The 20096-nt window shown below is 70.3% G+C and carries 18 protein-coding genes; 5 read left to right on the forward strand and 13 right to left on the reverse strand.

Annotated features, from left to right (window positions below; genetic code table 11):
* Nucleotides 1–8: 8 nt before the first annotated feature.
* From FQY83_RS02005 to FQY83_RS02025, 5 genes are all read right to left on the reverse strand, one after another.
* The gene (locus FQY83_RS02005) at nt 9–2576 is read right to left on the reverse strand and encodes a sensor domain-containing protein (RefSeq protein ID WP_146384535.1); all 2568 of its coding nucleotides are present in this window, start codon (nt 2574–2576) and stop codon (nt 9–11) included.
* Nucleotides 2573–3475 (reverse strand): hydroxymethylglutaryl-CoA lyase, encoded by a 903-nt coding sequence (locus FQY83_RS02010; RefSeq protein WP_202878144.1) that lies wholly within the window; start codon nt 3473–3475, stop codon nt 2573–2575. Before FQY83_RS02010 ends, FQY83_RS02005 begins: the two co-directional genes overlap by 4 nt.
* 1 nt (nt 3476) lies before the next feature.
* Entirely contained in the window at nt 3477–5471 is a 1995-nt protein-coding gene (locus FQY83_RS02015) for an acetyl/propionyl/methylcrotonyl-CoA carboxylase subunit alpha (RefSeq protein WP_146384539.1), read from the reverse strand.
* Between the two features lie 5 nt (nt 5472–5476).
* On the reverse strand, nt 5477–5881 hold the full coding sequence (locus FQY83_RS02020; protein ID WP_146384541.1) for an endonuclease domain-containing protein: 405 nt from the start codon (nt 5879–5881) through the stop codon (nt 5477–5479).
* Nucleotides 5882–6012: 131 nt separating this feature from the next.
* Nucleotides 6013–6804 (reverse strand): enoyl-CoA hydratase-related protein, encoded by a 792-nt coding sequence (locus FQY83_RS02025; RefSeq protein WP_146384543.1) that lies wholly within the window; start codon nt 6802–6804, stop codon nt 6013–6015.
* Between the two features lie 209 nt (nt 6805–7013).
* On the opposite strand from FQY83_RS02025, the gene FQY83_RS02030 reads away from it, so the two are divergent.
* Nucleotides 7014–8942, forward strand: a complete 1929-nt coding sequence (locus FQY83_RS02030; protein WP_146384545.1) for an FTR1 family protein — start codon at nt 7014–7016, stop codon at nt 8940–8942.
* 21 nt (nt 8943–8963) lie between these two features.
* Here FQY83_RS02030 and FQY83_RS02035 read toward each other — a convergent pair whose 3' ends face one another.
* The 4 genes from FQY83_RS02035 to FQY83_RS02050 form a co-directional block, all read right to left on the reverse strand.
* Nucleotides 8964–9344, reverse strand: coding sequence for a hypothetical protein (locus FQY83_RS02035; protein ID WP_146384547.1), 381 nt, complete (start codon nt 9342–9344; stop codon nt 8964–8966).
* A 7-nt stretch (nt 9345–9351) separates the two neighbouring features.
* The gene (locus FQY83_RS02040) at nt 9352–9894 is read right to left on the reverse strand and encodes a bactofilin family protein (protein WP_192906655.1); all 543 of its coding nucleotides are present in this window, start codon (nt 9892–9894) and stop codon (nt 9352–9354) included.
* A gap of 206 nt (nt 9895–10100) precedes the next feature.
* Entirely contained in the window at nt 10101–11420 is a 1320-nt protein-coding gene (locus tag FQY83_RS02045; protein ID WP_146384549.1) for a family 8 glycosyl hydrolase, read from the reverse strand.
* Between the two features lie 138 nt (nt 11421–11558).
* Nucleotides 11559–11831 (reverse strand): polyhydroxyalkanoic acid system family protein, encoded by a 273-nt coding sequence (locus tag FQY83_RS02050; RefSeq protein ID WP_146384551.1) that lies wholly within the window; start codon nt 11829–11831, stop codon nt 11559–11561.
* A gap of 106 nt (nt 11832–11937) precedes the next feature.
* On the opposite strand from FQY83_RS02050, the gene FQY83_RS02055 reads away from it, so the two are divergent.
* Nucleotides 11938–12738, forward strand: coding sequence for an FHA domain-containing protein (locus FQY83_RS02055; protein WP_146384553.1), 801 nt, complete (start codon nt 11938–11940; stop codon nt 12736–12738).
* Here the strand turns inward: FQY83_RS02055 and msrQ are convergent.
* Both msrQ and msrP read right to left on the reverse strand, forming a co-directional pair.
* Nucleotides 12730–13386 (reverse strand): protein-methionine-sulfoxide reductase heme-binding subunit MsrQ, encoded by a 657-nt coding sequence (gene msrQ, locus FQY83_RS02060; protein WP_425478546.1) that lies wholly within the window; start codon nt 13384–13386, stop codon nt 12730–12732. The genes FQY83_RS02055 and msrQ overlap by 9 nt on opposite strands.
* Nucleotides 13387–13598: 212 nt before the next feature.
* Nucleotides 13599–14564, reverse strand: a complete 966-nt coding sequence (gene msrP / locus FQY83_RS02065) for a protein-methionine-sulfoxide reductase catalytic subunit MsrP (protein ID WP_146384555.1) — start codon at nt 14562–14564, stop codon at nt 13599–13601.
* A 124-nt stretch (nt 14565–14688) separates the two neighbouring features.
* Here msrP and serC point away from each other — a divergent pair, with 124 nt between their 5' ends.
* The 3 genes from serC (at nt 14689) to aroA (ending at nt 18373) form a co-directional block, all read left to right on the forward strand.
* On the forward strand, nt 14689–15786 hold the full coding sequence (gene serC, locus FQY83_RS02070) for a phosphoserine transaminase (protein WP_146384557.1): 1098 nt from the start codon (nt 14689–14691) through the stop codon (nt 15784–15786).
* Complete coding sequence (pheA, locus tag FQY83_RS02075) at nt 15779–16987, forward strand: prephenate dehydratase (protein WP_146384559.1); 1209 nt, start codon at nt 15779–15781, stop codon at nt 16985–16987. The genes serC and pheA overlap by 8 nt, the downstream gene beginning before the upstream one ends.
* Nucleotides 16988–17053: 66 nt before the next feature.
* Complete coding sequence (gene aroA, locus FQY83_RS02080; RefSeq protein WP_146384561.1) at nt 17054–18373, forward strand: 3-phosphoshikimate 1-carboxyvinyltransferase; 1320 nt, start codon at nt 17054–17056, stop codon at nt 18371–18373.
* Between the two features lie 433 nt (nt 18374–18806).
* Here aroA and FQY83_RS02085 read toward each other — a convergent pair whose 3' ends face one another.
* Entirely contained in the window at nt 18807–19355 is a 549-nt protein-coding gene (locus FQY83_RS02085; RefSeq protein WP_158636408.1) for an energy transducer TonB, read from the reverse strand.
* Between the two features lie 92 nt (nt 19356–19447).
* Entirely contained in the window at nt 19448–20092 is a 645-nt protein-coding gene (locus FQY83_RS02090; protein WP_146384566.1) for an energy transducer TonB, read from the reverse strand.
* Between the last annotated feature and the right edge of the window lie 4 nt (nt 20093–20096).

Genomic DNA, 20096 nt, shown 5'->3' on the forward strand with positions numbered 1-20096 from the left:
AGGCGCGCCTACACGCGGGCGGTGGTCATCCGCCGCGCGAACTCGTCCGGCGGCAGGCCGGGCGCGAACAGGAATCCCTGGCCAACCGGCACGCCCAGCTCCAGCATGAAGCGCCGCTGCGGCTCGGATTCGATGCCCTCGGCGACCAGGCCGAGGCCGAGGCTGCGGGCGATGCCGGCGACCGCCTGGCAGACCGCGACGTCGGAATGGTTGCCGGGCACGCCCTCGACGAACAGCTGGCTGAGCTTGAGCCCGTGGATCGGCAGCCGGCGCAGGTAGTTGAGCGCGCTGTAGCCTTCGCCGAAGTCGTCGATCGTCAGGATCACTCCGAGTTCGCGCAGCACCGCGAAGGTGCGCAGGGTGTCGGGCGCGTCCTCGATCAGCACCCGCTCGGTGAATTCCAGCTCCAGCGCCGAGCCGGGAAGGCCGTGTTCACGCAGGGCTTCGCGGACGGTGCCGGCGAGGTCCTCCGCCAGGAACTGGCGGTAGGACACGTTCACCGCGACGCGGATGATGCCGAGGCCGGCGTCGCGCCATTCCGCGGCCTGGCGGCAGGCTTCGTTCAGCACCCAACGGCCGATGCGCACGATGTCGCCGGTGGTCTCGGCGTGGCCGATGAAATGGTCGGGCCGCATTTCGCCGAGCTGGTGGTTCTGCCAGCGGATCAGGGCTTCGGCGGCGATCGTGGTGCCGTGGCGCAGGTCGACCTGCGGCTGGTAGACGAGCCGGAACTCGTCGTTGTCGGCGGCCCGCCGCAGGTGGGTTTCCACCCGCAGCCGGTTCTGCTGCGACTGCTCCAGCTCCGGGCTGAATTCCTGCAGGCCGTTGCGCATGCGCCGCTTGCTGTCGTACATCGCCGCGTCGGCGTTGTGGATCAGCGTCTGCGGCCGGTCGCCGTCGCGCGGCGCGCGGGCGATGCCGATGCTGGCGGTGATCGCGAACTCCTCCTTCTCGAAGCGGAAGGATTCGGTGAATGCCTCCAGGATCGCCTTGGCGATGCGCTCGGGCCGGGTGTCGTCGTCGCGGGTGTTGCAGACGACGAGGAACTCGTCGCCGCCGAAGCGGGCGATCAGCCCTTCGGTACCGGCGGCGCGGCTGATGCGGCGCGCCGCGGCGTTGAGCAGGTCGTCGCCGGCGGCGTGGCCGAGCACGTCGTTGACCATCTTGAAGCGGTCGAGGTCGATGTACAGCACGGCGATGCCGCCGTGCAGCGGGTCGCGCATGCGCGTGTCGAGCTCGTACAGCATCGCGTCGCGGTTGAGCAGGCCGGTCAGCGGGTCGGTGCGGGCGCGCACGCGCAGCGTCTCCTGCTCCTGCTTGCGCTCGGTGATGTCCTGCAGGGTGCCGGTGATGCTGGTGCCCTCGGAGCGGTTGATCTCGGCCTCGCCGATGATCCGCAGCCACAGCGGGCTGCCGTCGGCGCGCAGGCCCTCCACCTCGAGGTCGAGCGGGCGGTTGCCGGCGATGGTCTGCTGCAGGGCGGCGTCGAGCCGGAGGCAGTCGGCTTCGCACAGGGCGGCGAGCAGGTCGCCGATCGACTGCACGCCGCGGTCGTGGCCGAGGATGCGCAGCGCCTCGTCGGTCATGTACAGCGCGTCGCGGTCGACTTCCCACTCCCAGCCGCCGATGTGCGCCAGCGCCTGGGCGCGGTCGAACAGGGCGCTGTCGCGCTTGAGCTCGGTGACGTCGCTGAAGAACGACAGCACCTGCAGCGGCTTGCGCCCGCCGGGCGCGAACAGCGGGACGCTGCTCACCGACAGCCAGCGCAGCCGGCGTTCGGGGCGGTGGTACAGCCCCAGCACGCGGCTCTCGGTGGCCTTGCCGGTGCGCAGGGTCTGTGCCGGCGGCAGTTCCCCGGTGGTGATCGGGCGGCCGCCTTCGTCGACCATCGCCCAGTCGGCCGCGCGCAGGTACTGCTGGAAGTCGTGGTGCTCGTCAGCGCCGAGGATGCGCATCGCCGCGGCGTTGGTCTGCACCAGGCGGCCGTGGTCGTCGAGCACCAGCACGCCCTTGTCGAGCACCTCCAGCAGCTGGCCGTAGTGCAGTTCCGCCGCGCGGCGAGCGCTCAGGTCGCGCGCGACCGCGACGATGCAGCGGCGCCCGTCGTGCATGAAGCCGGCCGAGTGCACTTCCACCGGGAAGCGGGTGCCGTCGCCGCGCATGTTCGCGACCTCGATCACGTAGGTCTCGCCGCGGTTGAGGGTTTCGAGCACCGGGCGCAGGTGGTCCTTGGGCAGGTCCGGGTTCAGCACCTCGATCGGCTGGCCGACGATCTCCTCGCGCGGCCGCCGGTAGGCGGCCATGCCGGCCTTGTTGAGGTCGAGCACGATGCCGGTCTCGTCGAGGATGCTGACCGGGTCGGGTACCGCGTCGAACAGCGCGTGGTAGCGCAGACGGGCGGTTTCGGCGTCGCTGCTGGCGGCGCGCAGGGCCTCGCGTGCGCGGGCGAAGAGGTCGCGCGCCTCGGCCGGCAGGGAGAGGTCGCGGCAGGCCGCTTCCAGCGAGGCCACGATCTGCGCCGTCCCGTCGTTGGCGGGGGGCATCGCGGCCTCGTCCGGCAGCGGCCGATGCGTCATCCGGCCGCCGCCAGTGCCCTGCCGGCCTTGCTGCCGGTTTCGCGGCCGAGCAGGCCGGCCAGCCAGCGGCCGGTGTCGGCGAGCCGGTCGAGGTCGATGCCGGTGTCGATGCCCATGCCGTGGAGCATATACACCACGTCCTCGCTGGCGACGTTACCGCTCGCGCCTTTCGCGTAGGGGCAGCCACCGGCGCCGGAGACGGCGCTGTCGACCACCGCCACGCCTTCCTCGAGGCAGGCGAGGATGTTGGCCAGGGCCTGGCCCCAGGTGTCGTGGAAGTGCACCGCCAGCGCCGGCATCGGCACCTCGGCCGCGACCGCGCGCAGCATCGCCCGCGCCTTGTCCGGCGTGCCGACGCCGATGGTGTCGCCGAGCGAGATCTCGTAGCAGCCCATGGCGTGCAGCGCCTTGGCCACGCGCACCACGTCGGCCAGCGGCACCTCGCCCTGGTAGGGGCAGCCGAGCACGGTGGAGACGTAGCCGCGGACCTTCGTCCCGTCGACCTGCGCGCGCTCGAGCACCGGCGCGAAGCGCTGCAGCGATTCGTCGATGCCGGCATTGGTGTTCTTGCGGTTGAAGGCTTCGGAAGCCGCGGTGAACACCGCCACTTCCTCCGCGCCGACCGCGCGCGCGCGTTCGTAGCCCTGCAGGTTGGGCACCAGCACCGGGTAGGCGATGCCCGGGCGCCGGTCGATGCCCGAGAAGACCTCCGCGGCATCGGCCAGCTGCGGCACCCACTTGGGGCTGACGAAGCTGGTGGCCTCGATGGTCTGCAGGCCGGTGGCGGAGAGGCGGTCGACCAGTTCGATCTTCGCCGCCGTGGGCACGAGGGTCTTCTCGTTCTGCAGGCCGTCGCGCGGGCCGACCTCGACGATGCGGACGCTGGGGGGAAGGGCCACGTCAGTCCTCCAGCACGGCCAGCACGGCATCGGCCTCGACGAAATCGCCGGCCTGCGCGCGCAGTTCGCCGATCGTGCCGGCACGCGGTGCCTTCAGCGCCAGCTCCATCTTCATCGCCTCGATCACCGCCAGCTCCTGCCCCTGTTCAACCCTGTCGCCGACGGCCACGCGCATGGCCACCACGCGGCCCGGCATCGGTGCGCGCACACGGTCGTCGCCCGCGTCCTGGCTGGACGCTTCGTGGCGATACACCGCGCGCGGCTGCAGCGACAGCCGGCGGTCGCCGTCGTGCACGTCGATGCAGTCCTGCCCGACGGCGACGCGGAAACGGCGCCCCTCGCCATCGATACGCAAGGAGAGCTCATGCCCGGACAGCCGTGCGCCCTCGACCGCCGCCAGCCGGCTGCCGTGCGCGATGCGGTAGCGTCCGCCGTCGCCCTGCGCGACGAGGTCGATGCGCTCGTCGCGATGCTGGAACGCCAGCCGCCGCTGGCCGGCATGGCCCAGGCGCCAGCCGTCGGCGATGGCCCAGGGCGAACTCGGGTCGGTCGAGCGCGCGGCGGCTGCGCGCGTGGCCTGTTCCTGCTGCAGCAGCGAGGCGGTGGCCGCGGCCAGCAGCAGGTCCGGATCGGCGTCGTGGCGGCCGGTGAACTCGTCGAGATGGCGGTCGAGGTAGCCGGTGTCGATCCGCCCCTCGACGATGGCCGGATGTCGCGCCAGCGCTTCGAGGAAGGCGATGTTCGACTTCGGGCCCTCGATCGCACACTGGGCCAGCGCCTCGCGCAGGCGGGCGAGGGCGGCGGGTCGATCGCGGTCGTGCACGATCAGCTTGGCGATCATCGGGTCGTAGAAGATGGTCACGACGTCGCCTTCGACCACGCCAGAGTCGATGCGCACCTGCTGCGACGGTTCGGGCAGGTCCAGTCGTTCGAGCTTGCCGGAGCCGGGCAGGAAGCCGGCCTCGGGATCCTCCGCGTACAGCCGCACCTCGATGGCGTGGCCGTGCTGCGGCACCTGCTCCTGCTTCAGCGGCAGCGGCTCGCCCGCGGCCACGCGCAGCTGCCATTCGACCAGGTCGAGTCCGGTGGTCAGCTCGGTGACCGGGTGCTCGACCTGCAGCCGCGTGTTGATCTCCATGAAATAGAAGTGGCCGGCGGGATCGACGATGAACTCCACGGTGCCGGCGTTGGCGTAGTCGATCGCGCGTGCGGCGAGCACCGCGGCCTCGCCCATGGCCTTGCGCAGCTCCGGCGTGAGGAACGGCGAGGGCGATTCCTCGAACACCTTCTGGTAGCGCCGCTGCGCCGAGCATTCGCGCTCGTTGAGGTGGATGGCGTTGCCCTGCGCGTCGCCGAAGACCTGGATCTCGATGTGCCGCGGCGATTCGATGTAGCGCTCGAGCAGCACCCGGTCGCGGCCGAAGGCGTTGGCGGCCTCGCGCTGGCAGCTCTCGAGGTTGGGCATGAACTCCTCGAGCGCGCGCACCACGCGCATGCCCTTGCCGCCGCCGCCGTGCGCGGCCTTGATCATCAGCGGGAAGCCGATGCGCGCGGCCTCGCGCGCGAGCGTGTTCGGCGACTGGTCCTCGCCCGTGTAGCCCGGCACCACCGGCACGCCGGCGGCCTGCATCAGTTCCTTGGCGCCGGCCTTGCTGCCCATCTTGCGCATCGACGCCGCCTTCGGGCCGATGAACACCAGGCCCGCGGCCTCGACCGCATCGGCGAAGTCCGCGTTCTCGCTGAGGAAGCCGTAGCCGGGATGGATCGCCTGCGCGCCGCTTTGCTTCGCGACTTCGAGGATGGCGTCGCCGCGCAGGTAGCTGTCGGCCGGGCGCGACCCGCCGATGGGAGACGCCTCGTCGGCCAGGCGCACGTGCTGCGCGTCGGCGTCTGCCTCGGAGAACACCGCGACGGTGCGGATGCCGAGCCGGCGCGCGGTGCGGATCACGCGGCAGGCGATTTCGCCGCGGTTGGCGATGAGGATCTTGGAGAACATCGCTCTTAGCCCTCCCCTTCAAGGGGAGGGTTGGGTGGGGATGGTGTTAGAGCACGTTCAATCAACGCAGCAACAATCACGTCCACGACTCCCTCAGTATTTTCAAATACTTCGTTGTTCCAGAACCTCAGAACCTTGAATCCAGCCTTTTCGAGAAACTTCGTGCGCTCCGCATCGTATGCACCGTTGGCAGCGTGCTGCCCTCCATCGACTTCGACGACGACTTTCCTGTCCAGACAGGCGAAATCCAGGATGTAGTCGCCGAACGGGTGTTGCCGACGGAACTTGCAGCCTTCCAACTGTCGTCCCCGCAGATACTGCCAGAGCCTTTGTTCCGCGTCCGTGGGTTGATTGCGCAGGTTTCGCTGCAGTTTTCCCTGGATGATCTTCTTGTTGGTTTGTCCTTGCATGTTGATGTTCCTCCTTGAACACCATCCCCACCCAACCCGTCCGGCCCGGCGCAGCGCGCCGGGCGTTCGGTCGGCCTGAGCGGCAGTGCCGCTCAAGCAGGCCGCCCTCACCCCCTTGAAGGGGAGGGCTTTCAAAGCTTCTCAAGACTCCATGCCGGCGAACGTTTGCCGAGGAAGGCCGACAGGCCTTCCTGTCCTTCGGGCGAGACGCGCAGTTTCGCGATCAGCGCGGCGTTGGCGTCGTCGAGCGCATCGCGGTCGGCCTGCGCGGCGACTTCGCGAACCAGCGCCTTCGCGGCGGACGCGGCCACCGGGCCGGCCTTGAGCAGCAGCCCGAGCTGGCGCTCGACCGCGGCGTCCAGCGCGTCGGCCGCGACCACGTCGTGCAGCAGCCCGATGCGCAGCGCCTGCGCCGCATCGAAGATTTCCGCGGTGGCGAACCAGCGCCGCGCCTGCCGCGGCCCGATCGCGGCGATCACGTAGGGCGAGATCACCGCCGGCAGCAGGCCCAGCTTGCTCTCGGTCAGGCCGAACTTCGCTTCCGGCACGCCGATGGCGATGTCGCAGCAGGCGACCAGGCCGACGCCGCCGCCGAACGCGGCGCCGTGCACGCGCGCGATGGTCGGCTTGGGCAGTTCGTCCAGGGTGCGCATGAGGCGGGCGAGGGCGAGGGCGTCCTCGCGGTTCTCGGCCTCGCTGGCGGCGGCCATGCCGCGCATCCAGTTCAGGTTGGCGCCGGCCGAGAACGAGGCGCCGGCGCCGCCCAGCACCACGGCGCGCACCGCGGCGTCGCCGGCGGCCTCGGCCAGCGCGTCGGTCAGGCGCGCGATCAGGTCCGCATCGAAGGCGTTGTGGAGGTCCGCCCGGTCGAGCGTCAGCCGCAGCACGGCCCCGGTTCGGTGGATCGACAGCGATTCCGGCATGGTGTGCTCGGGAAGCCTGGCAGGGGCCGCATGATAGCCGCCGCGTTTGTCGGCAGTGGGCCACCGGGGCGGCGGATCGGAGTCACCGGTCGCCTGCTCCGGGTCGGGCATCCGCTCCGGCCAGCTTCGGTCCCTGTTCCCGGAAGGGGATGCACGCACGACGCGCCGGGTGCGGTAAACTTGATTGAGACACATTCTCATATGTATCCATGATCCCACGCCGCCTGCTGGCGACGCTGCTGCTCGGCGTCGCCCTGATCTGCACCCACGCTCATGCTTCCGAGGGCGAAGTCGCCACCACCTGGCGCCTGCTCGACTACATCGCCGTGGACTACCGCGAGGCGGTGGAAGGCGGCGAGGTCGTCAACCAGCTCGAATATGACGAGATGCTGGAGTTCTCGGCCACGGCGGCCGCCTCGATTGAGGCGCTGCCGCCGACGCCTGCGTCAGGCCAGCTGAAGCAGGATGCCGAAGCGCTGCAGCAGGCGATCGCGGCCAAGGCCTCGCCCGACCGGATCGCCGCGCAGGCGCGCGCGCTCGCGGCCTCGCTGGTGCAGGCGTACCCGATCCCGCTGATGCCGACCAGCCCGCCGCAGTACGCGCGCGGACAAGCGCTGTACGGGCAGCTGTGCGCCAGCTGCCACGGCGACACCGGCGGCGGCGATGGCGTGGCAAGCGCGGGCCTGGATCCGCCGCCGATCGATTTCACCGACCGCGAGCGCGCCGACGAACGCAGCGTGTTCGCGCTGTACCAGGTGATCGACCAGGGCCTGGAAGGCACCTCGATGGTCAGCTACAGCGGGCTGCCGGTCGAGGACCGCTGGGCCCTGGCCACCTACGTCGGCGCGATGGCCTATCCCGAATCCGGGGTCACGGCCGGCCGCGAGCGGCTGGAGCGCGATCCCGCGCTGCGGGCGAAGCTCGACTTCGAGCACTACATCGGCACCACGCCCGCGGACCTGGCGAAAGAGCTTGGATCGGCCGATGACGCCGCGGCGATCGTGGCCTACCTGCGCCGGCATCCGGACGCGGCGCAGGCGCAGGATCTCGACACCGCGCTCGCCACCTCGCGCAGCCTGCTCAGGCAGGCCATGGCCGCCTACCGCGACGGCGACGCGAAACGGGCGAAGGACCTGGCGCTGTCGGCGTACCTGGACGGGTTCGAGCCGGTCGAGCCGCTGCTCGCCGCGCGCGACAACCCGCTGATGGTGAAGATCGAGGCGGCGATGGCGCGGGTGCGCTCGGGTATCGCGGGCAACGCCGATGCCGCGGTGCTGCAGGCCCAGGTCGACGAACTCGACGGACTGTTCGGCGAAGCCGAGCAGGTGCTGGCGCAGGACCGCACGTCTTCCGCCTCCAGCTTCATCGCCGCGTTCACCATCCTGCTGCGCGAGGGCCTGGAGGCGCTGCTGATCGTCGTGGCGATCATCGCGCTGCTGCGCAAGGCCGGCCGCACCGAGATGCTGCCGTGGGTCCACGGCGGCTGGCTGTCCGCGCTCGGCGCGGGCGTGCTGACGTGGGCGCTGGCGACATGGGTCATCACCATCAGCGGCGCGAGCCGCGAGCTGTCCGAAGGCTTCGGCTCGCTGCTGGCGGCGGTGGTCCTGGTCTGGGTCGGCATCTGGATGCACGGCAAGAGCCACGCCGATGCCTGGCAGCGCTACGTGCGCGACAAGCTCAGCCATGCCCTGGGCAAGACCTCGGGCATCTTCCTGCTCGGCCTGGTCTTCGTGGTCGTGTACCGCGAGGTCTTCGAGACGATCCTGTTCTTCGCCGCGATCTGGAACCAGGGCAGCCAGGGCAGCGTGATCGCCGGCGGCGTCGCGGCGTCGCTGGTGCTGGTGGCGATCGGCTGGGTGATGATGCGCTACAGCCGCCGCCTGCCGATCGGGCAGTTCTTCCGCTACAGCTCGCTGCTGATCGCGGCCCTGGCCGTGGTGCTGATCGGCAAGGCGGTGTCGGCGCTGCAGGAGGCCGGATACCTGCCGATCACCTGGATCGACGGCGGCCCGCGGGTGGAACTGCTCGGCCTGTATCCGACGGTCGAGGGCATCGCCGCCCAGATCGTCATCGCCCTGGTGCTGGTGGTCGGCTTCGTGTTGTCCAATCGCTCGGCGCGCGCCGCGGCGACGAGCTGATGGTGAGCGACTGGCGTCGCCCTAATGCCGCGTGCCGCGTTTGGCCGGCTTGCGCATGTCGTTGGTCGGGGTGACTTCGACCGAGAGGTTGAAGGTGCGTTCCTCGCCGGCCAGCATCGCGCCGACGCCGACCACGTGGCGGGCAAGCTCGTTGCCCTCGTCGTCGCGCACGGTCAGCAGCACCGAGTATTCCCAGGCGCCGCCCTCGGAAGGGTGGCGGATCATGCCCTCGACCTGGAGCGCGGTCGTGCTCGCCGGCGCCGCGCCCGGGCCGGTGCGCGGCGTGTCGAAGCGCAGGTAGTGCTTGCACGAGGGGCAGATGCTCGCGCTTTCGAGGATCCTGGTCTTGCAGTGCGGGCAGGTGCGCGTGGCACCTGCCATGCCCGGCTTCGGCGTGCTCACGTCGCGCTCAGGACGCGAGTTCGCGCGGCTCCGCGGTCTCGCCCTTGCCGTTGGTCTTGCGCGGCGCCGCCGATTCCGAGGCGTCCCAGCCGCATTCGACGTGGCCGCGGATCTTGGAGCCGGCGGCGACCGTCAGCGAACCGGCCTTGACGTCGCCGGTCAATACCGCCGAGTCGAGCAGTTCGACCCGGGAAGCCGATTCGATGTTGCCGTCGAGCTCGCCGGCGACCACGACCTGCTTGGCCTTGACCCCGCCGTTGAGCCTGGCGCCGTTCTCGATGCGCAGGTTGCCCTGGACGTTGACGTCGCCCTTGAACTTGCCGGCGATGCGGACGTGGCCGCTGCCTTCGATCTTGCCTTCGATGGTCAGGTCGGAGGCGATCAGCGATTCCTTGGTCTCGACCTGCGCGGTGGCGCGCGGCGGGGCGACCTGGCCGGGGCTGAAGTCGGCCACGGCGGGCGTCTCGCGCGGCGGCGCGGCCGGCGGGGCGTCGGACGCGAAGGACGGGGCGTCCTTCTTGGCGGCGTTGTTCGAAGGGAAGATGGCCATGTCGCGTGATTTCCTCGAGGCTGGACAGGAGAACGGCCGGCGACCCGGCCGAAGGGGGACGTGAAGGCCTGAGCCTAGCACGTACACGCCACCTTCACGCTGTGACGCCGCTCACCAAATCCGTGTGCGGACAACGCCTTGGCGCATGTTGTTGACGAGGGAATGACGCAGGGCGACGGCGGTGCGGCGCGGGTGCAGGAGCGGCTTCAGCCGTCCGTGCCGGTCGGCAGCCACGCCCGGTAGCGGCCGCTCGCATGCAGCAGGGCCATCAGGTAGAGCATGCCGTCGTAGTAGCGGTGCTCCCCGGCCGGCACCGGCCGCTCCCACAGTGCGCGCACGAAGTCCAGCCGGCGCGGATGATCGGCGGCCAGGCCGGCGACGGCGTTCATCGCCACCAGGCCCGTGGTCTGGCCGCCGCCGAGCGGTTCGCCTTCCAGCGTGTAGAGGCTGGCGTAGCCGTCCATGCCCTGCGACTGGAAGAACGCCTGCAGGCGGTTGGACAGGTCCACCTGGCGCGGGTCGGCCCGCCACCACGACCAGTCCATCGACCAGTTCATCGCGCTGCGCCAGGCGTCGTAGCGGAAGTCGACCGCATCCGGCCGCCACGGCGCCGCCCACGGCGTCGCGTCGAAGTTGCCGTAGTCCGGCGTCAGCGCCGTGCGCGGATGCGCGGCGGCGACGAAGTAGTCGCGGCTGGCCTGCGCGGCTTCGCGCCAGAACGCACGGTCGACGTCAGGCCCCACTCGCGCCCAGACTTCGTAGAAGGCGGGCAGGTGGTAGGAGGCGTCGGTATGCGCGGCGTTCGCCACGTCCGGGGTGAAGCGGACCATCTTCGCGTCGCGGTCGAACAGGTTGACCGCGGTCATGGTGCCGCGGTTGGTCGCGCCGGTGATCTCCTGCCGGTGCAGCACGTCGGCGAGCAGGCGGTCGGCCTGCGCGCGGTAGCGGTAGATGCCGTCGCCGTCGCCCCAGCGCGCCGAGGCGAAGTAGAGCGCGGTGATGAAGTACTCCTCGCCGTCGGGCGCCGGCATCTCGTCGATCGCGGTGCCGTCCGTCCGCACCGACCAGGCGAAGTAGCCGTGGGCCGGATGCGCCGGGTTGTCGTGGTACATGTGGGTTTTCGCCCAGTTCCAGATCGCGTCGAACTCGCGTTTCCGGTCCAGCTGCACCGCGATCATCATCCCGTAGGACATGCCCTCCGAACGCACGTCGTCGTTGTGGACGTCGTGGATGTAGGCGAGCGGACCGTGCTCGTTGCGGCCGGTTTCGTAGTACAGCGCCTGCTGCTCCGGGTCGCCGTGGAACAGCTGCTCGAAGGCGGCGTCGACCTTGGCCTGGACCTCGTCGGCGCCGTAGCCGGCCTCAGCGAACAGGTCGGGATACGCGCCGCTGGCGACTGCGCCGACCGACGCGGGCGTGGTCGCGTCCCCGGCCTCGGCCGCGGGTGCGGCATCGGCCTGGCCGCCGCGGCAGGAGGCCAGGAGCAGCAGGGCCAGCAGGGCGGGGATGCGGAGCGCAGGAGGCATGGGTCGTCGCGGCGGCCGGGAGGGCCCGCGACGTTAGCAGATGACGGACCACGCGGCTTCCGGCCGCCAGGGCAGGGCGTGGCCCGGGCGCACGACGGACGGCATCGCGGACGAGCGCGCCGCCGCCGGAAGCCGGGGTCAGAACTTCTCCGACAGCACCCGGCGGATCTCGGCCTCGATCGGTCCCTTCATGGCCGACAGCAGGAAACCGAGGCTGGCGGTGACGTGCAGTTGCTTCGGCTCCAGCGCGATCTTGCCGTCGACGCCCGAGCGCGCGAAATTCAGGGTGTCGCCGTCCCAGCCGTATTCGACGTCGAAGCGCTCGGCCAGCTTCTTCGCGACCTGTTCGACGGCCTTGCGGGCCTTGGCCATCGGCAGGGAATGCGCGTGGTGGATGTCGATGCCGGACATGGGGCGGTGTGCCTGCGTTTCGGGGAGGTCGACATTCTGCGACGGTCGGGCGGCATTCACCAAGTGCACCGGGTCGCCGCGCCCGCGCGTGCTAGATTGCCGCGCCATGGATGCCGTCAGACTGCGATTCGCCGACCAGGACAGGGACGATCGTCCGCTGTCGATCGGCGTGCACGGGATCGGCCGCCGCGCGCCGGGTGTCGTCGACCTGGTCGAAGGCGAGAGCGCGGTGCGGCTGTGCGTGGATCGCCGCGGGATGTGGCTGAACGTCGACGACGACGCGGCCGGCGTGCACGTCAACGGTCGCGAGGTGCGGCGGATGGCGATGCTGCGCGTGGGCGATGCGATCTACGTCGACGGCGCCGAACTGCGGCTGGTGTCCTCGCACCCGGTGCGGGTGCCGCGCGGGCTCGACGCGGATCCCGTCGCCGACGACGCCCCCAACCTGCGCGTGGTCCTGCGCGGCGTCGGCGGGCGCTTCCACGGCCGCTGCTTCACCCTGGAGCAGCCGCGGCTGGTCGGACGCCATCCCGAGGCCGACATCCGCATCGACGATCCGTCCTTCGCCGACCGCCACGCGCGGCTCGAACTGGTGGGCGAGCAGGTCGTGCTGCGCGACCTCGGTTCGGCCGAGGGCAGCCTGGTCAACGGCGAGGCGGTGCGCGACGCCGTGCTGGAATCGGGCGACCAGGTTGTGTTCGACGGCCAGCATCGCTTCGTGGTCGAGGCGCCGCGGCGAAAGCCGCGCGGGCCGGAGGCGGATGCGCCGGCCGACGTGCCCCTGTCGAGGCAGGCACCGGTTGCGACGAGGGGCCGCGACCAGGTGTCGCGCCTGCCCTGGCTGCTGCTCGCGGCCGCGGGCATTGCAGCGCTGCTGGCGGCGCTGCTGCTGTTCGGATCAGGCTGAGGACGCCGGCCTGCGCGCCGGGCGTTTCGACAGCCGCTTCCACGCGCGCCAGCCGAGCAGCAGGGCGAGGATCGCGGCGTAGAGCAGCGGCTCGCGATAGTCCGACTTCACGATCCACCAGAAGTGCAGCACCGCCAGGACCGCGATCGCGTACACCAGCGCGTGCAGGCGGCCCCAGACGCGCCCCAGCCGCCGCATCCAGCCCTGGGTCGAGGTCAGCGCCAGTGGCACCAGCAGCAGCCACGCGGCGAAGCCGACGGTGATGTAGGGGCGCTTGGCGATCTCCTCGAAGAGCTGCGCCCAGTAGCCGCGCAGGTCGAGGACGAGGTACGCGGCGAAGTGCAGGCTGGCGTAGGCGAAGGCGTACAGGCCGAGCATGCGCCGGAAGCGCAGCAGCACCGGCTGCACGCTCAGCTGCCGCAGCGGCGTGATCGCCAGCGTGAGCAGGAGCAGGCGCAGTGCCCAGGTGCCGAGTTCGTGCTCGATCGCGGCGACCGGGTCGGCGCCGAGCGCGTCGATATTGGTTTCGCTGAAGACTTGCCAGAACTTCCAGGCCAGGAGCGACAGTGGCGCCAGCGCGAGCGCGTGGACAATGGTTTTGGCGACGATGAGGGAGGCTGGCGTTTTCCGCGCGATGTGGCGATTCATGGATGCCGCAGGAGTGGTTGATGGTTGGTAGTTGGTAGCTCGTACCCGTCATCCCGGCGAAAGCCGGGATCCATTTTGATCTTGCCTCCCGACATGGCTGCCAATCGAAAGCGGAAAATGGATCCCGGCTTTCGCCGGGATGACGGGCGGGAAAATGGGCGGGAGAAGTGTCACGAATCACCAACGGCCAACGAGCAACCCATCCACCCGCCTCAATACCACTTCTCCAGATCCATCCCCGCATACAGCCCCGCCACCTGCTCCCCATAGCCGTTGAACTTCTGCGTCGGGATGCGATCGGCGAACAGGCGGTTGCCGGTACCGGCGATGCGACGCTCGGTCTTCTGGCTCCAGCGCGGGTGGTCGACCTCGGGATTGACGTTGCTGTAGAAGCCGTATTCCTTCGGCTGCAGCTGGTGCCAGGCCGTCTTCGGCTGCTTCTCGGTGAAGCGGATCTCCACGATCGACTTGATGCTCTTGAAGCCGTACTTCCACGGCACCACCAGCCGCAGCGGCGCGCCGTTCTGCTGCGGCAGCGGCTTGCCGTACAGGCCGGTGGCGAGGAAGGCCAGCGGATGCATCGCCTCGTCGATGCGCAGGCCCTCGCGGTAGGGCCAGTCGATCGAACGGAAGCGCAGGCCCGGCATCTGCGCGGGATCGGCGAGGGTGGTGAAGGCGACGTACTTTGCCTTCGAGGTCGGCTCGAAGCGCCTGAGCACGTCGGCCAGCGGCACGCCAAGCCACGGGATCACCATCGACCAGCCTTCGACGCAGCGCAGGCGATAGATGCGTTCCTCCGGCGCCAGGCCCTTGAGCAGGTCCTCGAACGAGAGATTGCCCGGCTTTGCGCACTCGCCGGACACGGCGATATTCCACGGCGAGGTGCGCAAGGTCTTCTTCGCGCGCGCCGGATCGGCCTTGTCGGTGCCGAACTCGTAGAAGTTGTTGTAGCCGGTGACGTCCTCGAGCCGGGTCAGCGCTTCGTCGGTGCGGAAGCCGGACTTCGCCTGTTCGGGCGTCACCACCGTTTTCGAGGGCGGGACCTCGGCGTCCGCGCAGCCGGCCAGCGGCAGCAGCGTCGATGTCGCCAGCGCGCCGAGCAGGCGACGGCGGCCGCGATACACGGTTTCATCGGTAACCGCCGAGGAGGGAATGGCGAGCACGTTGCGCAGGGACATGGGTCGTTTCCTTTGATACCGCGCATTGGAGCGTCGCAGGGCAGGAAAAGTTGCGCGACCGCGGGAAACCGTGGTGCGCTGCGGCATACTAATGCGCTTCCTCCGTGTGATTGATGAAGCTCCGATGACGCGCGCCTACAACTTCAGCCCCGGCCCCGCCGCACTGCCCGAAACGGTCCTGCGCCAGGCACAGGCGGACATGCTCGAGTTCGGCGACGCCGGTGCGTCGATCGTCGAGATCAGCCACCGCGGCCCCGAGTTCCTGGAGCTCGCCCGCCAGGCCGAAGCCGACCTGCGCAACCTGATCGAAATCCCCGACGACTACGCGGTGCTGTTCCCCGCCGGCGGCGCGACCACGCAACAGGCGCTGATCGCGCTGAACTTCGCCGCCGCTGGCCAGCGCGTGGACTACGTGGTCAGCGGGCACTGGGGGCGCACGGCACTGAAGCAACTGGTCTCGGTGGACGTCAACGTCGCCGCCAGCGGAGAGGCCGACGGCTTCCGCACCATTCCGGCGCGCGAGTCGTGGCGGCTGTCGAAGGACGCGGCCTACGTCCACGTCACCGCCAACGAGACCATCCACGGCGTCGAGTTCCGGCCGGCGTGGGGACAGGTGCCGCCGGACACCGGCGACGTGCCGCTGTTCGCCGACTTCAGCTCCAGCATCGCCTCCGAGCCGATCGAGGTGTCGAAGTACGGGCTGATCTACGCCGGCGCGCAGAAGAACCTCGGGCCGGTCGGCATCAGCGTGGTGATCGTGCGCCGCGACCTGCTCGAACGCGCCGGCCAGCCGCGCGCGGACATCTTCGACTATCGCTCGCAGCTCAAGGGCGAGTCGATGCTCAACACGCCGCCGACCTGGAACTGGTACCTGCTGGGCCAGACCGTGCGCTGGATGATCGACGAGGGCGGCACCGCCGAATTCGACCGCCGCAGCGATGTCAAATCGACATTGCTCTACGGCGCGATCGACGGCTCCGGCGGGTTCTACCGCAACGAGGTCGCCCCCGAGGTGCGTTCGCGTATGAACGTGCCGTTCTTCCTGCCCGATGCGGCGCTGGACGGGGCCTTCCTGTCGGGCGCGCGCGAGGCCGGGCTGATCGGCCTGAAGGGCCATCGCGTGCTCGGCGGCATGCGCGCCTCGATCTACAACGCGATGCCGGTCGAGGGCGTGCAGGCGCTGGTCGACTACATGCAGGAGTTCCAGAAGCGCCATGGCTGACCGCAAATCGAAATCCACCGGCAAGGGCGCGTCGCCTGCCGCGCCCAAGCGCAAGGCGAAAGCCGCACCCCCGCCGAAGGCCGAAGCCTCCGCGCGCAGCCGCGCCGCGGTCGCGCGCCAGGCGAAGCCGGACCTTGCCGCCGTGCGCACGCAGATCGACGGCATCGACCGCGAGATCCAGGCGCTGATCGCTGAACGCGCGCTGTGGGCGCACCAGGTCGGCAAGGCCAAGGGCAAGCTCGCCGCCGCCATCGACTACTACCGCCCCGAGCGCGAGGCGCAGGTGCTGCGCCGCGTGGTCGACCGCAACGACGGCCCGCTGTCGGACGAAGTGCTGGTGCGGCTGTTCCGCGAGATCATGTCGGCCTGCCTGGCGCAGCAGGAGCCGCTGAAGATCGGCTACCTCGGCCCGGAAGGCACGTTTTCGCAGCAGGCGGTACAGAAGCACTTCGGGCACTCGGCCAGGGGCCTGCCGCTGGTCAGCATCGAGGAGGTGTTCGACGAGGTCGCCGCCGGCAACGCTGACTTCGGCGTGGTGCCGGTGGAGAACTCGGGGCAGGGCACGATCCAGTCCACGCTCGACATGTTCCTGACCTCGCCGCTGAAGATCTGCGGCGAGGTCGAGCTGCGCGTGCACCAGTACCTGCTCTCGCGCACCGGCCACATCGAGGACATCGAGCGCGTCTATTCGCACGGCATGTCGCTGGCGCAGTGCAAGAACTGGCTGCGGCACAACCTGCCGGGCGTGCACAAGGAGGCGGTGTCGAGCAACGCCGAGGCGGTGCGCCGCGCCAAGAAGTCCGACGACGCCGCGGCCATCGCCGGCGAGAATGCGGCGCACGTCTACGGCATGCAGGTGGTCGCCGGGCCGATCGAGGACCGCAGCGACAACACCACGCGCTTCCTGGTCATCGGCCGGGCCTCGTTCCCGCCGTCGGGCAACGACCGCACCTCGCTGATGGTCTCGATCCGCGACCAGCCCGGCGCGCTCTACCGCATCCTCGAGCCGCTGGCCCGGCGCAACATCAGCATGAACCGGATCGAATCACGGCCGGCGCACGGCGCGCTGTGGCAGTACGCCTTCTTCATCGACGTCGAGGGCCATGTCGACGAATCGCCGCTGAAGGATGCGCTGGCCGAGATCGACGACTTCGCCGGCGACGTGCACGTGCTGGGTTCGTACCCGGTTGCCGTGCCCTGAGTGGTCGACCGGGCCGAACGGCTCCGGCACGGACAGCATGACCGAAGCATCGAACGGGGAATCGCAATGAGCAGCGGCAAGACCATCGACTGGATCGCATCGAAGGGCGCGCCGCTGCGCGGCGAGCTGGCGGTGCCCGGCGACAAGTCGGTCTCGCACCGCGCGATCATGCTGGCTTCGCTCGCCGACGGCGTGTCGCAGGTCGAAGGGTTCCTCGAAGGCGAGGACGCGCGCGCGACCGAGGCGATCTTCCGCCGCATGGGCGTGCGCATCGACGCGCCGAAGGCAGGTAGCCGCATCATCCACGGCATCGGCATCGACGGCCTGCGCGCGCCCGACGGCCCGCTGGACTGCGGCAACGCCGGCACCGGCATGCGCCTGCTCGCCGGCCTGCTGGCGGGGCAGTCGTTCGACACCACCCTGGTCGGCGACGCCTCGCTGTCGAAGCGGCCGATGCGCCGCGTCACCGCGCCGCTGGCGCGCATGGGCGCACGCATCGACACCGGCGAAGGCGGCGTGCCGCCGCTGCGCATCCACGGTGGCAGTGCGCTGCAGGGCATCGACATCGAAACCGAGGTCGCCAGCGCCCAGGTCAAGTCCGCGCTGCTGCTCGCCGGCCTCTACGCGCGCGGCACCACCACCGTGCGCGAACCGCATCCGACCCGCGACTACACCGAGCGCATGCTGCAGGCGCTGGGCTGGCCGATCGAGTTCTCGCCCGGGTTCGCGCGGCTCGAGGGCGGCCACCGCCTGCTCGCGCGCGACATCGCGGTGCCGGCGGATTTCTCGTCGGCCGCCTTCTTCATCGTGGCCGCGACGCTGGTGCCGGGATCGGACGTGCGGCTGCAGCGCGTCGGCATGAACCCGCGCCGCACCGGCCTGCTGCACGTGCTGCGCCTGATGGGCGCCGATATCGAGGAAACGCCGGCCGGCGAGCAGGGCGGCGAACCGGTCAGCGACCTGCGCGTGCGCCATGCGCCGCTGCGCGGCATCGAGGTGCCGGTGGCGCACGTGGCCGACATGATCGACGAGTTCCCGGCGCTGTTCGTCGCCGCGGCCTGCGCGCAGGGCACGACCACGGTGCGCGGCGCGGCCGAACTGCGGGTCAAGGAGTCCGACCGCATCGCGACCATGGCCACCGGCCTGCGCGCGCTCGGTGCGCGCGTGGACGAGACGCCCGACGGCGCCACGATCCACGGCGACAGCCAACTGCGCGGCGGCAGCATCGACAGCCATGGCGACCACCGCATCGCGATGTCGTTCGCCGTGGCCGCACAGCTGTCCGATGGCGGGGTACGGATCGGCGACATCGCCAACGTCGCCACCTCGTTCCCCGGATTCGACGCGCTGGCGCGACAGGCGGGGTTCGGCCTGCGCGAGGGCTGAATGCCTGTTGCTCCCGCCTCCGCCGGCGGGGGGCAGTTGCGTCGAAGAACGGAAAGAATGCGGTTCTTCGCCCGAACGAGGGGACACCGAGGCGACCCGGCATGTGCAACTGCGAACGGACCAGCGAAGCCATGCCCCTGCGATCTGGAGAGGAACGCCAGAAAACTGTCATTTCCCGGAAAACTGTCATTCCCCAGAAAACTGTCATTTCGACCGCAGGGAGAAATCTTGTCTCCAGCGCGCGGAAAGAAGATTTCTCCCTGCGGTCGAAATGACAGGCTTTGCTCCAGAAATGACAGGCTTTGCTCCAGAAATGACAGGCTTTGCTCCAGGTTGTTCCCCTTGCTTGCGAGAGGAACAAAAAAACGCGGGACAGATCCTTCCGCCCCGCGCCCCTGCATCAGGCCATGCGGCCGAACTGCAGTTCGATGACCTACTGCCTCTCCAGCCGGAAATCCACCGGCACCTGCACGCTGGACGCGACCGGCTTGCCGTCGCGGATGGCCGGCTCGAAGGTCCAGCCGCGGACCGCGCTCAGCGCGGCGCGGTCGAGGTCGCGCGAGCGGCTGCTCTGCGCGAGTTCGACGTCGACGGGGCTGCCGTTCGCATCCAGGTCCACGCGGACGATGGCGGTGCCCTCCACGCCGGAGCGCTGCGCCGCGGCCGGGTATTCGGGCGCGGGCTGGCTCAGGGCGCGCGCTTCGCGGTTGGCGGGGGCGGCCGGCCGCGTGGACTCGCGCGCGGCGGGTTCGGTCGAGACCGGCGAGTCGGAGGGAACCGCCGTGGTCTCGCCGATCGGCGTGGCGGCCTCCGGCGGCATCTGCGTGGCGTCCTGCCTGCCGAGGAAATACCAGGCGATGGCGATGATCGCCAGCAGCAGGAGGATCCACAGCAGCGCGCTGGCGCCGCCGCGGCGTGGCGCCGCTTCCTGCGCAGGCAAGGGTCGGGGATCGCGTTCGGATGGATGCATCGGGTCGGACATCGTGTTGCCCTCCGTTCTGGGTGACGACACGAACGTTTCACGAGCGCCGTGCAGGCGGCGTCGCCGATCCGTCAACGCAAGGTGAGCGCCCTTCAGCGGGGCGCGTCGAAACTGATGGTCTGCTGAACGGTGGCGGGGACCGCGACGCCGTCACGCATCGCCGGCTGGAAGCGCCAGCGCCGGACTGCGCGGACCGCGGCGCGGTCGAGCTGGCGGTTGCGGCTGCCGGCGACCACTTCGACCGAACCGGGCCTGCCATCGGCGCCGACCTCGATGCGCAGGACCACGTTGCCGCTCGCGCCGGCCCGCAGCGCGGCGGCGGGGTAGTCCGGCGGCGGTGAGGACAGCGGGCGCGGCAGGGAGGCATCGGCTGGCGCGCCGCCGGGCTGGGCGGCCGTCGCGGGGGCTGGCGACGGCGTGTCACCTGGCGAGGACGCATGCTGGTCGATGCGCGGCGCCTCGGTGCGCGCGGGCGGGCGCTCGTCCATGCCGCTGGCCGCGTCCTCGCCCGCGGGCAGGGGGGCGGGCAGGGGCTCGAACACCTGGCCCTCGACGCTCGTGGCGCCGTCGCCGTCGGCGCGATAGAACTCGAATGCGTCGCGCTTGCCCGACAGCACCAGCGCGAACAGCAGCAGTCCGGCCAGGAACGCGCCGGCGACCAGCCACCAGGCGCGGCCCGAGGGCAGGAAACGGGTGAACCGGGCGGGCGGGCGGGGCGAGACCGGAGGCGTGGACATGCGG

It is taken from the genome of Luteimonas marina (assembly GCF_007859325.1).
In the GTDB taxonomy this organism is placed as follows: domain Bacteria; phylum Pseudomonadota; class Gammaproteobacteria; order Xanthomonadales; family Xanthomonadaceae; genus Luteimonas; species Luteimonas marina.

What these genes read in the sequence shown, in the direction of transcription:
- FQY83_RS02025 (WP_146384543.1), bottom strand. Translation starts at nt 6,804, where the DNA reads ATGCCGGAATCGCTGTCGATCCACCGAACCGGGGCCGTGCTGCGGCTG.
- msrQ (WP_425478546.1), bottom strand. Translation starts at nt 13,386, where the DNA reads ATGAATCGCCACATCGCGCGGAAAACGCCAGCCTCCCTCATCGTCGCC.
- FQY83_RS02030 (WP_146384545.1), top strand. Translation starts at nt 7,014, where the DNA reads ATGATCCCACGCCGCCTGCTGGCGACGCTGCTGCTCGGCGTCGCCCTG.
- FQY83_RS02090 (WP_146384566.1), bottom strand. Translation starts at nt 20,092, where the DNA reads ATGTCCACGCCTCCGGTCTCGCCCCGCCCGCCCGCCCGGTTCACCCGT.
- FQY83_RS02040 (WP_192906655.1), bottom strand. Translation starts at nt 9,894, where the DNA reads ATGGCCATCTTCCCTTCGAACAACGCCGCCAAGAAGGACGCCCCGTCC.
- FQY83_RS02015 (WP_146384539.1), bottom strand. Translation starts at nt 5,471, where the DNA reads ATGTTCTCCAAGATCCTCATCGCCAACCGCGGCGAAATCGCCTGCCGC.
- FQY83_RS02020 (WP_146384541.1), bottom strand. Translation starts at nt 5,881, where the DNA reads ATGCAAGGACAAACCAACAAGAAGATCATCCAGGGAAAACTGCAGCGA.
- FQY83_RS02055 (WP_146384553.1), top strand. Translation starts at nt 11,938, where the DNA reads ATGGATGCCGTCAGACTGCGATTCGCCGACCAGGACAGGGACGATCGT.
- FQY83_RS02045 (WP_146384549.1), bottom strand. Translation starts at nt 11,420, where the DNA reads ATGCCTCCTGCGCTCCGCATCCCCGCCCTGCTGGCCCTGCTGCTCCTG.
- pheA (WP_146384559.1), top strand. Translation starts at nt 15,779, where the DNA reads ATGGCTGACCGCAAATCGAAATCCACCGGCAAGGGCGCGTCGCCTGCC.
- msrP (WP_146384555.1), bottom strand. Translation starts at nt 14,564, where the DNA reads ATGTCCCTGCGCAACGTGCTCGCCATTCCCTCCTCGGCGGTTACCGAT.
- serC (WP_146384557.1), top strand. Translation starts at nt 14,689, where the DNA reads ATGACGCGCGCCTACAACTTCAGCCCCGGCCCCGCCGCACTGCCCGAA.
- FQY83_RS02050 (WP_146384551.1), bottom strand. Translation starts at nt 11,831, where the DNA reads ATGTCCGGCATCGACATCCACCACGCGCATTCCCTGCCGATGGCCAAG.
- FQY83_RS02085 (WP_158636408.1), bottom strand. Translation starts at nt 19,355, where the DNA reads ATGTCCGACCCGATGCATCCATCCGAACGCGATCCCCGACCCTTGCCT.
- aroA (WP_146384561.1), top strand. Translation starts at nt 17,054, where the DNA reads ATGAGCAGCGGCAAGACCATCGACTGGATCGCATCGAAGGGCGCGCCG.
- FQY83_RS02005 (WP_146384535.1), bottom strand. Translation starts at nt 2,576, where the DNA reads ATGACGCATCGGCCGCTGCCGGACGAGGCCGCGATGCCCCCCGCCAAC.